The organism is Acinetobacter sp. SFB (assembly GCF_001647545.1).
In the GTDB taxonomy this organism is placed as follows: Bacteria; Pseudomonadota; Gammaproteobacteria; order Pseudomonadales; family Moraxellaceae; genus Acinetobacter.
This window is the reverse complement of record NZ_LSZH01000011.1, coordinates 311,699-326,610: the sequence shown is the minus strand read 5'-3', so window position 1 is coordinate 326,610 and position 14,912 is coordinate 311,699. Positions and strand designations below refer to the sequence as shown.

Here is a 14,912-nt window from a genome sequence, read left to right as displayed (position 1 = left end):
ACTTACTCATCCAGCAATAAAACTCATGTCCTAGATATCCGTTTGGATTTTTTTCTATTTAAAAAACATAATCTTGAAGCTTGTCCATCCGTTCCACACATCATACCGATACAAGATAAAAAAAAGCCCAAGCTAGGCTTGGGCTTTTTTGCGCTGTAGTTTCTTATTTTTTAATAATTATTATTTTATTTATAGTAATAATGTTCGCTTTTCGCGGTTATTATTATAAACAATCCTTGTATAACTGATACTTCCCTGTGAGATTGATTTTGCCATAAAGCTTTGTGTAAAGAAGTCGCCTTTTGCGTATCTATTTGTAAGCCTTTACGTACATTAATTGTTCTTTTATTATTTTTGTAATGCGATTAACTTAACATTTTTATGCAAATACAATAACTAAGTAGCAAGTTAAGATTTATTTAATACAAAACGTAATTTTCAAATCCACTTGAAAATAAATTTACTCGTATTTTTAGTATAGATAATAGATTAAGCAAATCATGTTATAAAAAAACTCTATTTTTTGCATATAAAAAAGCCCTGTAGTCTCTCCCAAAACTACAAGGCTTAGCGGCTGTAAGTTTCCTCTTTTTACTTACTTCACTGTAAGTTCGCTGTCTTTCGACATTATTATTATATTTTATAGCGATTTTACCCAACTTTCCGTGTTGAGCTTTTTATGTGCAGCCATCATCTCAAAAACGGTCTTAAAGCTCTATGCGTCAATTTCTCGAATTGATGTAAGCAATTTCGTACAAGAATAAAGATTATTTATTTATTATTAATAATCGAAGGAATAATTGAGTAAATTATTAACCTTCTCTAATACTCCACTTTTCCTCATGGTTTTAACGGTTAAAGCTTGTACTAAAGCCTCTGGGTCTGCCAAAAGACTCACCACCTTTTTAGCCCGGGTAATGGCGGTATACAGTAACTCTTTACTTAATAAATCCTTTGCTGTTTCATCTATAACCACTGCGGTATGGGTAAATTCCGAACCTTGCGACTTATGAATGGTCAGTACAAAGGCTGTTTCAATACTTTTCGGCAAGCGGGTAGCCGGTACCCATTTTTCCAGACTGGGGAAATAAACTTCAAATTGCGATCGACCATCTCGACTGCGTTTAAAACAGATCCCGATATCACCATTTGACAAGCCCAGCTGGTAATCGTTATAAGTCATCATCACCGGACGACCGACATACCAATCGCCTTGCTTGCTCATCTGTAGCGATAAAGCATCGAGTAAGCGTTGTTCGATTTTTAGATTCAGCTGGGTCAAGCCCAAAGCCCCATGTCGAATGGCGGCCAAAATTCGATAATCATCAAAAACATTGACCACGTGTTGCACCCAAAGTTCAGGCTCATCGGCAGTTAAATAGCTTTTCAGGGCCTCAACATAATGCTGATAACCCAGCATGAGTTTGTCGTAATACGGTGTTCGATCAAATTGCTTGGACATATTCTGTGGCAGATATTCCAATTGAATTTGATCATCCATTTCAGCTTGCAGAGACACTGATTTAATTTCACCCGGACGAACCACTTGCTCGGCAAACTTTTCGAGCAATGCTGCGCCATTTTGAGTAGGTTGTTGCGCTTGAATAAATTTCGCCATTTGACCAATCAATGCACCCGCTTTAAAACGGCGACTGGTGAGCAGATTCACTCGATTTTCGGCTAAAGCCGGGACTTGTTGTAAATCTGCCAGCACCGAACCGACATCAACTGCGGCCAACTGATCTGCATCGCCCAATAAAATTAACCGCGCATGATCTGGCACCGCAGACAGCAACATATTGGCTAGACTGAGATCCAGCATGGAAGCCTCATCGACTACAATCACGTCATAGGGCAAGGGTTGTTTGGCATGAAAACGTGGCTGATAAGTCGTTCCCAAACCCAATAATCGGTGAATGGTAATCGGATTGAGTTGTTTTAAATCATCAGTAACCAAATCCTGCAACTTTTCATCATTCAGCGAGTTTTGCAGCGCCTCTTTCATACGCTGTGCAGCTTTACCGGTCGGTGCTGCCATGGCAATACGAATATTTGGCATCGCCTGATTCAGCACGGCAATAATACGTGCCAGCGTGTAGGTTTTCCCCGTCCCCGGTCCACCAGTAATAATATTTAACCCTTGCTTCGCCACCATACTCAAGGCTTGAATTTGATGTGGATCAGTCAATAAATCGGGATAAGATGAAATATCAACAGCTTCAATACTTTGTTGTTTTAAACGTGCCACTTGCTCCGCCAAAGACTGTTCTAGCGCCCAATAGCGATATAAATACAAACGATTGTCTTCATAAACAAAAGGCGCAATCTGCTGCTGTATATTGGACACCTCAACCACCAAATCATGCAGTGAGTCGGTTTGTGCTTGAGTTGCAGAAATACAACTATCGCCCTGTTGAATCGCTGCAAGAACCTGCTCAATAATGTCGCTTGGATTTGCGTCCGATGATGCATGACTAAAGGGTTTCTGGCGAATAAACTGACTCCAAGTGCTGATCCATTCAGCGCTTTGGTCATCTTTGTATTGTTTATTTTCCACACAGTTATCCTCAAAGTTATCCACAACTTAATCTATTGTTTAAAATCTATTAATTTTGACAAATCAGGCAATTTTGCTGCTTTTATCTTCAGCGAAATAGCCCAAAATAGCATCAAGCCGCAGTACAAACTCGGCATTCGGCTTCCAGTGATAAAAGCCCTGTTCAGCCTGCCCATTCATGCCACGCAAAAACAGATAACTTGCACCGCCCAAATGCTGTTCAATGGCATAGTCCTGCATGTGTACGGTTAAATAACGATGCAAGGCCACCAGATAAAGGCCTGCCTGCAGCCAGTAGCTGGCTTGAGACATACTCTGTCTAATTTCGCCATCAACATAATGCGATTGATCAGTGCCTAAAAAGTTACTTTTATAATCGGCAATATGATATTGCTGTCCATCAAAATAAACCAGATCGATTGAACCGGTTAAATACCGCGCGGAATTGGCCTGATTGAAATCCAGCATGTCAATGCCATGTTCTGCGTACAGTTGATGAATACGTTGAATTGCCAAGACATGATCTGACAATGACAAATAGAATGGAAATTCAGCCAGAAATTCATGTTCAACCAGCTGATTCAACTGGAAATCCTGATGCAAGGGTGTGGCTAAAACCTGTTGCAACCATTCACTCATCCAGCCAATCAGCTGCTCTTCATCCTGCTGCTGAAACTCTTGCTCGTATTTATTTGAGAGTTCTAACCATAAACCGGGATAGTCATTTTTGAAACGGCGGCGAATCTCCAAAGGCCAGTCCTGCTGATCTTTGAAATCAATATGTTCAAAAATTTCGTGCAAAAAGGTTCCCGCTACGGTTCCCATCGGAAAATTACGCTTGATCCATGACAGCGGTTGAGTCGCTACCGTCGCAACCGATGCAATCACGTGGATTTCATCTGCCGCGCTGAGCATTTGCTCGGTATTCACCGCTAAGGCATCCATGGCTTGTTTACGGGTTAAATGTTGAGCCAAGGCACTGAAACTGGTTTTGGAGCGTGGATAAAAACGCTGCTTGGGAAATTCTAGCGCCTGTAAAGGTAAAGCTTGTTGTTGCTGCTTGACCTGTAACCTGATCGGCTTGTCATTCAGCAAAGCTTCTTCTGTACTACCCGGATGAGCAAAAACTTGCGCTGCTTGTCCGCGCCAGAACGCCAAACCATGATTGGATTTACCGTCCTGATCCTGCAACATGGCATAGACACGATGACTGGCTCGAGTGAGTGCCACATACCAAAGCCGATGTTGCTCTGCCACAGCACGGGCATTATGCTGATCAATTGCGTCTTGTTGCAGCAAGTTCTTGTCACTCACCGCAACCACACGCTGCACTTCAACTTTTCCTGTCACCGGGTGCACATGATCTACAGTCGAAAAATTCAGGGTTTTGTTCATTTCCCTAAAGTCTTTATCAGCACCGAGTAAAAAAACAATTTTAAATTCCAGTCCTTTGGACTGATGAATGGTCATCAGTTGCACACCTGCCTCATTCGACAGTTTGCGCTCCAGTTCCCACTCGCGTTCCGCCGGTGATTGCAGTTGTTTCAAATACCAGTGATAAAGTTTTTGTGCACCTTGATATTGCTCACTATGCTGACTGAGTAATTCAGTCAGATGGCGCAAATTTACCACTGTGCGCTCATTATCCCGGCTTTGCGTTGCAACCAGATTTTTCCAGACCTGAAACAGATTTAAACAATACTGCCATGCGGTTAAAAAACCCTTTTCCAGCCACATTTCCCGAATGCAGTCGAAGTCATAAATAAACTGGCTCAAGCCATCCGCCTGAGCTTCAAGCTGAATCAGTTGCTGCAAATTAAAGCCCAATAATCGGCTGAGTAAGGCCCGCTTGATTTTGCCTTCATCATAGGGATGCAGAATGGCTGTCAGCACTGCTCCAACATCTTTGGCGACCTGATGATCAAAAACGCTACGTTTCGACGGGCGATTGACCCGAATGCCCAAACGTTCCAATTCATATTGAACCTTATCCAGAGCATCATGGTTTTTCGATAAAATCGCGATGTCATTTTCAATCAAATATTTGGGGCCAGTTTTTTCTGCCAGATAGAGTTTTTCTTCAATGCCCTGATTAAGCAAATCCCGAATTTTCCATGCCACCTGAATCGGCTCGGCTTTTTTATCGCTCAATTGCAACCAGCGTAGCGGTTGATGATTTTCACCCTGTCCATCCATAAGCGGAGGATGCGCACGCACACCTGCCTCCACCGGACTGTAAAACACCTCTTCACCAAAATCCATCTGGCGTTGAAATAAGGCATCGACCGCTTCCACCAGCGCTTTAACTGAACGATGGTTATGTCGCAAACTGTATTCCTGACCTTGCTTGGCCAGCACATCGGCGCGGGCCTTGTTATAGGTCAGCATGTCGCCGCCACGAAAGCCATAAATCGCCTGTTTCGGGTCGCCGACCATGATCATGCAGCCTTGCATATAGCGCTGCTGATCCCGCCAGATTAGCGCCAGCATATCATCCTGATCCTGATTGGTATCCTGAAATTCATCCACCAAAATTAAGGGATAATGGGCCTGCACAAACTTGGCAAAACGCAGTCCTTGCTCGCCTTGCAGTGCTTCCGACAAAGTTCGAATTTGCTGGGCAAAAGTGGTTTCACTTTTCTGTTGCAGTACTTGCGGTAAACGTTTTTTGACTTCGCGGCTTAAATAAAACTTCAAATAAGCATCCAGTAAATCCAGATCTATATTCAGTTTCGACAAAGCCTCACAGAAACTTTTCAGTGCTTGCATCACTACATGCTGCTCAAACTGATGCAGCACATCTTCAGCACATTTATTCAGAACTTTTTTAGTCGCCAGATCGGTCAGATTTTTTAAGGTTTTTTCAAAATGTGGCGCGAATAAAGCATAACTGCGCTGTTCAGCCAAAGCCTGAATAAAAGCCGGTAAATCATCACACAAGGTGCGTTGCATCAAGCCATCAGTACGCCATTTTTTACCAATCACCGAGTGATATTGTCCATCAGTCGAATAGTATTCACTCAGGGTGGGAATCAGGCTTAAATCCAGCTGAATAAAGTTATCCAGCAGTTGTTCAAACTGGTTTAAATCCAATTCTGGCGCAGTGACTTCCTGAAACTGTGCCGAAGCAAAGTTCAAAGTATTTTCCACCACAGGAACATAAGCCTCCTGCGATTTCAACTTTTGATTAAGCAGCAGATAATCGACCACATTTTGCGGTTGTAACTGAATCCATTCACGTAATACATCATGAATCAGCTGATGAGTATAACTCTTGGCATCATCGGTAATATCGGCCCGTTCAATCTTGCCGCTTTCAAATGAAAACTCACGCAATAATTTCTGGCTAAAACTGTCCAGCGTTCCGACAAACAGCTCATCCAGCTGGTCAATCACCAGCTTTAAACGCTCGCGGGCAAAATCTACCCGCGTGGCATAATCGCTCAGCACTTTTTGAAATAAAGGATCGGTTTCAGCCGCAATTTTGGCCTGAATTTCAGCCTCGGTAAGTTTTTGGCAGCTTTCAAAATAACGTAAAGTCTCAACCAGACGCAGCCTTATGCGGTTTTTCAGTTCGGCTGCAGCAGCACGGGTAAACGTCGTCGCAACCACCTGATTGGGCAAATACTGATTCAGGAATATCCGCACCATCAAACTGGATAAGGTGAAAGTTTTCCCTGTGCCGGCCGAAGCCTCAATCCAGTGCAAACCTGTGAACTGCATATCCGCAATCGGGTTAAAGGATATCCTTCTTAAGCTTTGAGGATGATTCATTTGTTTTTATTCCTCAATGACTTGTTGATGCCAGAATACCGGCTGATAAAGCTGATAGGAAAATTGTGCGCAGGCATCTTCAAGCAGTGCGGTCGCATCCTGCTCCTGTAAAATAAACTGCCAGTCCCGGTGCATTTTGGTCGCTTCATTATCCGCAACCGAAAAGCCCGTGAATTTACCATCCTCATGCCAGTCTTTATAGATCACATCCATATCATCAATGCACATCTGGTTCTGTTCATTGGCTTGCCAGTCATGCTGTTTGTCTTTTTCAGCAATTTTCAGCAACAAGGCTGCCGGTAAAACCAGCGGTTGGCTTTGCCCGTATTTCCAGGCCGCCAGCCAGTGATCCAGCCACTCGCGTGCTTTATTCGAGCTGACACCATGACATAAAATGGTTCGGTCACTGAACACCACAATCCGTGCCAGCTTTTCACCGCCCTCACCCATATTCAGATAAGCCAGCCAGAGCAGATATTCCAGCCAGACTTTGGCGCGATGCTTGGCACGTGCACTTGAGGCTTCCAGACTGACCCATTTCTCAGCACTGTTTTTGGGCAGAGTGATGTTCATATAGACATGATCATTGACCTTCCACACCTGCTGCGTGGTCGGGGTGACTTCAGTGGCATATTTTAACAGCCGCGCTTTTAAGCGTTCTTGTTCTACTATACTGATCTGCCAGCTACTGTGTTGTAACTTGCCAATCGGCAATTGATCCATCAGTAATTCAGGCTGTGCCGCACCCTCCTGTTTTTGCAAGAACTGGCGTATGGCATAACGCCCCAAACCATCCAGTAACAACGGTTCCTGCACTGCAGGCAAGTCTTCAGGACGCAAGTTTTCCACACCTAAAGTTTTTAAATATAGCCGAGCCGGGAAAGTGACATCCTGAATCCATTGATGACTGTCCAGCACCTGAACCTCTTGTTGCAGATGTTGATACGGCGTATTTACCCAAGAGGTGCGCTGTCCGGTGGCATGTCGAAGCTGCCCGGCCACGCAGAACCATTGATCCTGATAACGCACCGGTCGAGCCGTTTCAAAACCCACAGGGTCGAAAGGCAATAAAGGATGCACATGATAAAGCGACTGCAGCTGTTCAGCTACTTCCACGCCATTAATTTCTACAGTGGTATCCGCTTCGGTATCTGGCTGTTGAGTCTGCACAATAAAGGCCAGATGCTGAACCAGTTCCTGCAACACTGTCGATGGATCACGCACTTCACCGTCATTGATATCGAAACCATTGTAAAATAGCCACAAGTTGTCCTGCGCCAATAAAAGATTATCTAAAAATGCTCCTTGGTCGTCTTCCAGACGGGAACGATCACCCAATTGCGGCTTCAGTAAATCCATCAAATCGAAAGGTAAATGCTGGGTACGATTCGGAAATTTACCGCTATCGAGTCCGAGCATCACAATCAATTTATACGGTACAGGACGAATCTGCCCAATCTGGCTAAAGGTAATCTGTCCGGTCGGTTCAGCATGGTCCAGCTGTGCTTCCAAAGTGGTGTTAATTTCTGCCAGCAAATAAGGCAACGGCAAGCTTAAACTACGCAAGGCATGATGATCGTGCTCATCATAGAAACTGGCCAGTGTCAGCATCCGTTCCTGTTTCTTGATAATTTTATAAACCGCAGTTAAGGATTCCACACCTGCTTCTTCAAACTCGGCAATGTCCTGCATCAGGCGTTTTAGCCATTGCTCCACAGGCACACTTTGGCTCTGCTCATGGGCAATCATCCAGTCACGGCGTGCATCAAAATCCTGATAAATCTGAATCAACTTGGCAATCAGTTCAAAGTCACTTGGCAACACTTTGGCAAAACTGAGCGTGCCTTGAAACAAGGTATGTTCAGGAATAGCTATGCCCAAAGCCAGACGATCAAGCGCAAACTTAAAACTAAACCGGTAGTCCTCATCACCCTCACACAAACTACGCTGTAAATGCTGAGCATCCAGTCCGCGTTTAAAGCCGGCATCAATCAGCAACTGCGTCATGCGTTCAATCGAATTGACTTCTAAAGCGTAGCGCTGCTGGGTGGCACTTAAGCTAAGCCAGTCAGCAAAATCCTCAATAGTAAAACGCCGTTGAATCAGCTCAATCCGTCCGAGAACGGCTTTCCAGGCATTCAGGGCATCGAGCTGGGTCACGCCGGCAATTTTAACCGGTAAATATACACTGTCTTTCGACAGTTGATGATTGCTGCCCGCTTTTTGCTGAATCAGATCGCGTTCACTGGGCGGCGGTGCAAATACACTACGAATCAGCGGTTCAAGTTCAGTCAAACTTGGGCTTAAAACCAAAATATCACTGGGCCTGCGTGGCACATCTTTTGTGCCTTGTGCCAGCCAGTGAATCAGCTGTTCCTTTAAAACTTCCAGCTGGCGCAAACTGGAATGGCAGACATGAATCTGAATCGAATCATCCTGCTTCTCCAAAATATATTGATGCTTTTCCGGCTCGACTAAATACAACACATCCGACTGGATTTTACCGAGCAGATTATCTTGATATTCATCTATAAAGGCATCTGCCCAGACCCCATCTTCGCCTGAAGACAAGTTGGACAACAAGGAAAAATGATCTCGTGCCTGTTTTCCAAAACGGGTCAATAATGGATGGCGTGACTCACGCTGTTCTGCATTGAAATTTAAGGTAAATTCCTGAAAGAATTTTTCAATATCGGCATCACTAGCTTTGGGGTTTTTGGCAATAAAGCGCTCTTTCACCCGTACGTCGTAACGTGCTTTCCAGTTCGGATCGACGCTGTCTGCCCAATATTCTTGTGAAGGATTATAGTGCAAAATATAGATATCAATGTACTGCCCCAAACGGCGTAAAAATTCCAGTTGCATCGGGGGTAAATCGAGCAAGGTAAAAATCACCAACTGTCGTGGCAGTTTTTTCAAGGCCGCTTTACGCGTTTCCGGATTGTCCAGGATTTCCCAGAACATGGCATCAATACTTTGCATTTGTTCAAAGTCCTGATGAAACACTTCCTGCCACAGCCAACGCTGCCATGCTTCCAGTTCACGGGCCTGATTTAAGGTAAATTCAGAAATTTCAGTATTGGTTTTAAAGAACATATCTTCAATGGAAAGTTCTTTGTTCTGCCCCCACGCCTGTAACCAGTTAGTTGGACAACTGCACATATTCGGTGGACAATTTTTCTGGCAATGCCCGCGGTATTCCATGTAATGGCTAAACAGGCGTGATACCTGTTCCGCCACCCAATACAGCATGCCCTGCTTTTTCAGCTGTTTTTCGATGCCCTGTTCCAGACGGTCGGCACTGTCATAAATGCGCTGCACAATTGAATGTAAAGGATGATCGAATGCCAAAGGATTTTGTTCGGATTGAATAAAGCTTTTGAGTGCCTGAAACACGCGCCACTTAATAATAATGCGTGGAATATTAGCTTTACGCACCTGTTCTTTTTGATCGACCAGCACCCACTGATAGGCTGACCATTGAAAACCGCGAATACGATGATGAAACTGGGTGTTGGCACTGATGCCTTTTTGTTCGGCCAGTTTTTGGGTCAGCCACGTTTCCATCGCATGTGATGGCACAATAAAATGCTGGGTTTGCAGAACCTGAAAAGGCGTACTCGCAGGCTTATTCACGGTCGTCAGCATGGCATGTACCAGTACATCAATACGCTGACTTTGAATCACATGAATTGCCATAAATGAGCTACCCCTTGAATGTTAGAAAATGAAATGCCTACAAAACCATAAAAATTATTTACTATACATCTGCATCTGTCTATGTCACTTTTAGATTTAGGCTCGAATCAAAAATATGTTTGAAATTCGTGCCTTAATAATGATTGAATATAAAAACCAACACCAAGTTCAGGGTATTTACATTATGAAAATAGATACAATTCCAGACTCAATAGATCCAACATTAAATTTGGAAACCATTCGTGCAGAATGCTTAGAACTTGTCAAAAAACGTGCTTATTTTTCTGCAGGTGCTGCCGTTGTGCCTGTTCCGTTTCTGGATGTTGTCATCGACGTCGGAATTTTGTCACAACTCATTCCAGAAGTGAATGCACGTTTTGGTTTAGCTCCCGAACAAATCAGTGTCTATGATCCAGAAACAAAACAAGTACAGTGGAATGAACTGCGTAAACGTGGAGTCGAATTCTCAGGTTTGGTCGTGGCACGTACTGCGGTGAAAAAATCCCTGAACAACGTGGCAGCCAAGGTCATCACCAAACAGGTCACTAAATTTATTCCTTTAGGCGGACAACTTATTGCGGCAAGTTTGGGTTATTTTGTGATGAAAAAAGTGGCCGAAGCGCATGTAGAAGAATGTTACAAAATTGCCAGTGGCATTCAGCAAAAACAAAAAGCCCATGTCGTGAATTAACCCCCGCTGCAAAATCTTACATGATCAAGGCTGCTTATAATCAAAAACAATCACAAAGCTGAGAGCTTATTCTGCCCTCAGCTGCTTTAAAATGGCACGTAGCACTTCTAAACGTGCTGTGTTTTTATCATTGTTGGCAATAATATACCAGGGTGCATAGCCACTACTGGTTCTTTCAAACATATCTGCTGCTGCAGTTAAATATTCATCCCATTTTTCACGATTGCGCCAATCATCAGGGGTAATTTTAAAGCGTTTATGCGGGGTTTCTTCTCGCGCTTTAAAACGCGCTGCTTGTTCATCCTTACTAATCGCCAGCCACAACTTAACCACCACCGTCTGGCTATTGACTAAATCTTTTTCAAAACGATTGATTTCATCATAGGCCCGTTGCCATTCGACCGGATTAGCAAAACCTTCTACACGCTCAACCAATACCCGCCCATACCAGGAACGATCAAAAATGGTAATATCCTCATCGGTCTGTAATTTATTCCAGAAACGCCATAAATATGGGTGACGCAATTCATATTTTTCAGGTGCTGCGATGGTGTGAATATCATATTCACGTGGATCAAGATTTTTGACAATGCGTTTAATCGCACCGCCTTTACCTGCCGCATCCATTCCTTCAAAAACCACAATGGCTTTTCGATCATCAAAACGCAGGGCTTCGGCCACTTTTAAGGAGAGTTTTTTTAACTCTTTTTTATAGTCTTCATTACTTGCGAGCTGATTTTCTGGATGCAATAAAATCTCTGGAACAGTCGCCTGCTTCCACTTGGTTTTGGTTTTGGCCCGATGTTCCGGGCAATGCTCCAAGGCAGCTAAAATGATTTGTGCAAACTGCTGATCGCGTAATTGCTCATCCTCACACTCAATCACCGTCCAGTCATCGGTGAAGCGCTGGCGCAGCTTCTGCAAATTGTCATATTGCTTTTTATTGCGCCAATCCAGACCATGGAGTTTATGCCAGTGCACTTCACTCGGATCCATATTGTCGAGTCGCTTCTGCAAGGACTTCCATGGCAAATCAAACCAGACTTTAATCACATCGACATGATTGTTTTTTAGATCCTGCTCAAAGGCACGCATATCTTCAATGTAGGCATCAAACAGCGTTTCATCTAATGGCTCGGACACATGCAAGGCGGTGACCAGCAAATCACTGTACCAATTGCCAAACATCACCATGATTTGACCTTCAGCAGGAATAGAAGGAGCATAAGGCTGCCAAAAAGTTTGCTTCTGATCCAGCATAATCGGTGGGTCAGCTTTGACACGCAAATAACGAGGATCGACCCATTCACGCAGTTGCTTCACCGACTCCCCTTTACCAGCCAGTTCAATTCCATTGACTAAAACCAGCACACTTTTGGCATTTTTTTGGTCACGAGTATTTTTTAAAAGATACTGCGCTTCTATCAGCTTCAACGAGAGCTCATCTTCATCCATCAACTGACTTTCTATTTTTTCTGCAGGCATATTATTCTCTAGTCTATTGTTCTTCATTGCAGTATAGCGAAGCTCAAAACCACCCAACAGAGCAAGATGTTCAGTTTATGTTGCACAGAATTGCTTATTACGACATCAAACTGACCTATTTAAAATCATTTTTCTATCACTTTGTCATAGCAGCTTTGCCAATCTCCCTCTAAGATTTAGCCATCTAAAAAATAATAGAGACGCATGATGTCTAAACTGGCTGCACTGGATGAGTTGTTAGAGTTGTACTATCAATTGAATTATCATCAAAATCCTGACGTTTTCCAGCGTCTGCAAGATGTGCAAGCCTGGCAAAAACAGCGCATGCAAAACACCCATGTGCAACAGTTTGCAGAAAAACAGAATATTTTAATGTCTGAATATTTTCTGAATCGTCTCTATGGCGGTCCGGATTTTGACGCTTTAGCAGGGCAAATTGCCCGTTTAAGCAAATATGCCCACAAAGCAGAAAAGCTGATTCCGGAAAATGCCATTAAAACCGGTACCTCTGGGGTGGAACTGGCAATTTTGGCGGTGCAACTGGATGAACAAGTCGCCATGCAACTACTCGAAGACTATCATCCCTATGAAACTTTAAACGATGAGATGATGCGTCTGACGTACCTTAAACTGGATCAAGTGCAACGACGCGTAAAACAGCTCGATTTGCTCGATCAACTCGGCTTCAGTTTAGATAAATATATGCGCTCATTTATGGTCTACACGGCATTTAAAATGTGTAAAGGCGCAGCCCATAAATACAATTTTCAGGTGATGTATGAATTTATGCAGGATGGCTTTTTAGCGATGAAACCGTTAAAGTCGGCAGAGAAGTTCGTCAAAGATTTTACTGCGGTTGAACGTCAAATCATTCATAAAGTTCATGCCGGTGATCCCCATCCCTTTCAATAACTTCATGCTGTGATGGAAATAATAATGAGCCGCGAATAAAAATACAGGACAGATTTCTGTATATTATTCATAACAATTGCATGCTGATTACTGCACAACGTCTTAGAATCTGTCATCATGCAAGCACTGCAACATTAACCCTATTTTTATGTTAGGAGTGACTCTATGTCTAACGAAAATCAAACGCCTGCCTCTACAGCCGAGTCGGCACAAAATACAGACAAAGTGAGTCCATTCTTAACTGAACCCTTACCGCAAGGGACAGCACAAGGTCAGCAACACAGCTTACAACAACAGTTGACCGATACGCCTGTCACAGGTTCAGTACCTAAATACAATCTGCCACGTGGTGCAAACACCGGTAATGTCGGTGAAACCACTCACTTTGGTTTTAAAACGGTAAGCAGCGAAGATAAAGCACAAAAAGTCGCTGAAGTGTTCCACTCTGTCGCGAGTAAATACGACATCATGAATGACTTGATGTCATTTGGTATTCACCGTTTATGGAAACGCTTTGCCATTAACATGTCTGGCGTACGTCGTGGCCAGCATGTACTGGATATTGCAGGCGGTACCGGCGATCTGGCTAAAGTCTTCAGTCGTGAAGTGGGGCCTACTGGTCATGTGGTTTTATCGGACATTAACGAATCGATGCTCAATGTCGGTCGTGACCGTTTGATTGATGCCGGCTGTACCAATGTAGATTTCGTTTTAGCCAATGCTGAAACCTTAGAACCATTTGCAGACAACAGTTTTGACTTGCTCACCATCAGCTTCGGTTTACGTAACGTAACCGATAAAGATGCTGCACTCGCTTCGATGTACCGCGTGCTTAAACCTGGCGGTCGTTTGTTGGTGCTTGAATTCTCTAAACCAGTGTTTGAGCCATTCTCTAAGCTGTATGACCTGTATTCATTCACCGCTTTACCCCTCATGGGTAAAATTATTGCCAATGACTCGGAAAGTTATAAATACCTGGCCGAATCCATTCGTATGCACCCTGACCAACGTACCCTTAAAGGTATGATGGAAAATGCGGGCTTCCAGAACTGTGATTACCACAACTTAACCGGTGGTATTGTGGCGGTTCACCGCGGCTTTAAACTTTAAGGGTTTATGCTATGTGGTCGATTCTGGCACTGGGTGTAGTTGAACGATTAATTCATCATGTCATTGATCTGGATGCGATTAGCCGCATCCAATTAAATGAACTGCAAGGCAAAATGTTGCGGGTGGTGATTGAGTCACCGCACCTGTCTGTCGATGTATTCTTTGACCAGGACAAAGTTCGCTTAGAACCGACCGTCACCGGTCAAAGCGAGACAGCATCCATCTTCGAACAACGCCCATTCGATAAAAATGAACAGATTTCTGTAGCGACTGCCACCTTGCAGGTTAAAAATGTGGTCGAGCTTTTGAAGCTATTACTGTCGGATGATATCGGTAATATTCCGCTACAAGGTGATTATCATCTGTTGCAGGATATTCAGCGCATCATGCAACAGGCGGAACCAGATTTAGCTGCGCATTTAAGTCCTTGGATTGGTCCAAGTCTGGCACATGAACTGGGTAAAATTCAGCTTGCACCGAAACATTTAAAACGCACGCTTGAAAGCTATGTATTCTTTGCTGAAGATGCATTAAAAGAAGACACCGGTCTGTTTGCCTCACGCTGGCAAATGGATGATCTCAATCAAGACACTCGAATTTTCAATCAAAATTTAGATCGTGCTGAAGCTAAAATTCAACAACTTCAGGCACAGATTGATTCAACTCAAGATTAGGCACACGCAT

Annotated in this window: 8 protein-coding genes; 4 read left to right on the top strand and 4 right to left on the bottom strand. The window is 43.7% G+C overall.

From position 1 onward, the window contains the following. Positions 1 to 781: 781 nt before the first annotated feature. The 3 genes from recD to AY606_RS06020 form a co-directional block, all read right to left on the bottom strand. Positions 782 to 2,557 carry an exodeoxyribonuclease V subunit alpha gene (gene recD / locus AY606_RS06030; protein WP_067866165.1) on the bottom strand — a complete coding sequence of 592 codons (1,776 nt, stop codon included), beginning with the start codon at positions 2,555 to 2,557 and terminating at the stop codon, positions 782 to 784. Between the two features lie 63 nt (positions 2,558 to 2,620). Next, positions 2,621 to 6,331 (bottom strand): UvrD-helicase domain-containing protein, encoded by a 3,711-nt coding sequence (locus AY606_RS06025; RefSeq protein WP_067866163.1) that lies wholly within the window; start codon positions 6,329 to 6,331, stop codon positions 2,621 to 2,623. A 6-nt stretch (positions 6,332 to 6,337) separates the two neighbouring features. Next, entirely contained in the window at positions 6,338 to 10,030 is a 3,693-nt protein-coding gene (locus AY606_RS06020) for an exodeoxyribonuclease V subunit gamma (protein WP_067866162.1), read from the bottom strand. A 184-nt stretch (positions 10,031 to 10,214) separates the two neighbouring features. Between AY606_RS06020 and AY606_RS06015 the strand changes: the two genes are divergently transcribed. Then, complete coding sequence (locus AY606_RS06015) at positions 10,215 to 10,721, top strand: hypothetical protein (RefSeq protein WP_067866612.1); 507 nt, start codon at positions 10,215 to 10,217, stop codon at positions 10,719 to 10,721. Positions 10,722 to 10,787: 66 nt separating this feature from the next. On the opposite strand, the gene pap is transcribed toward AY606_RS06015, so the two are convergent. After that, entirely contained in the window at positions 10,788 to 12,206 is a 1,419-nt protein-coding gene (gene pap, locus AY606_RS06010; protein WP_067866160.1) for a polyphosphate:AMP phosphotransferase, read from the bottom strand. A 207-nt stretch (positions 12,207 to 12,413) separates the two neighbouring features. On the opposite strand from pap, the gene AY606_RS06005 reads away from it, so the two are divergent. The 3 genes from AY606_RS06005 (at position 12,414) to AY606_RS05995 (ending at position 14,902) form a co-directional block, all read left to right on the top strand. Continuing rightward, positions 12,414 to 13,118 (top strand): DUF8198 family protein, encoded by a 705-nt coding sequence (locus tag AY606_RS06005; RefSeq protein WP_067866158.1) that lies wholly within the window; start codon positions 12,414 to 12,416, stop codon positions 13,116 to 13,118. A gap of 165 nt (positions 13,119 to 13,283) precedes the next feature. Next, entirely contained in the window at positions 13,284 to 14,228 is a 945-nt protein-coding gene (ubiE, locus tag AY606_RS06000) for a bifunctional demethylmenaquinone methyltransferase/2-methoxy-6-polyprenyl-1,4-benzoquinol methylase UbiE (RefSeq protein WP_067866156.1), read from the top strand. An 11-nt stretch (positions 14,229 to 14,239) separates the two neighbouring features. Next, the gene (locus AY606_RS05995; protein WP_067866154.1) at positions 14,240 to 14,902 is read left to right on the top strand and encodes a ubiquinone biosynthesis accessory factor UbiJ; all 663 of its coding nucleotides are present in this window, start codon (positions 14,240 to 14,242) and stop codon (positions 14,900 to 14,902) included. The last annotated feature ends 10 nt before the right edge of the window (positions 14,903 to 14,912 follow it).

Excerpts from the sequence above, each read along its gene's own strand:
- AY606_RS06025 (WP_067866163.1), bottom strand. The coding sequence starts at position 6,331 with ATGAATCATCCTCAAAGCTTAAGAAGGATATCCTTTAACCCGATTGCG.
- AY606_RS06020 (WP_067866162.1), bottom strand. The coding sequence starts at position 10,030 with ATGGCAATTCATGTGATTCAAAGTCAGCGTATTGATGTACTGGTACAT.
- AY606_RS06015 (WP_067866612.1), top strand. The coding sequence starts at position 10,215 with ATGAAAATAGATACAATTCCAGACTCAATAGATCCAACATTAAATTTG.
- pap (WP_067866160.1), bottom strand. The coding sequence starts at position 12,206 with ATGCCTGCAGAAAAAATAGAAAGTCAGTTGATGGATGAAGATGAGCTC.
- AY606_RS06005 (WP_067866158.1), top strand. The coding sequence starts at position 12,414 with ATGTCTAAACTGGCTGCACTGGATGAGTTGTTAGAGTTGTACTATCAA.
- ubiE (WP_067866156.1), top strand. The coding sequence starts at position 13,284 with ATGTCTAACGAAAATCAAACGCCTGCCTCTACAGCCGAGTCGGCACAA.
- AY606_RS05995 (WP_067866154.1), top strand. The coding sequence starts at position 14,240 with ATGTGGTCGATTCTGGCACTGGGTGTAGTTGAACGATTAATTCATCAT.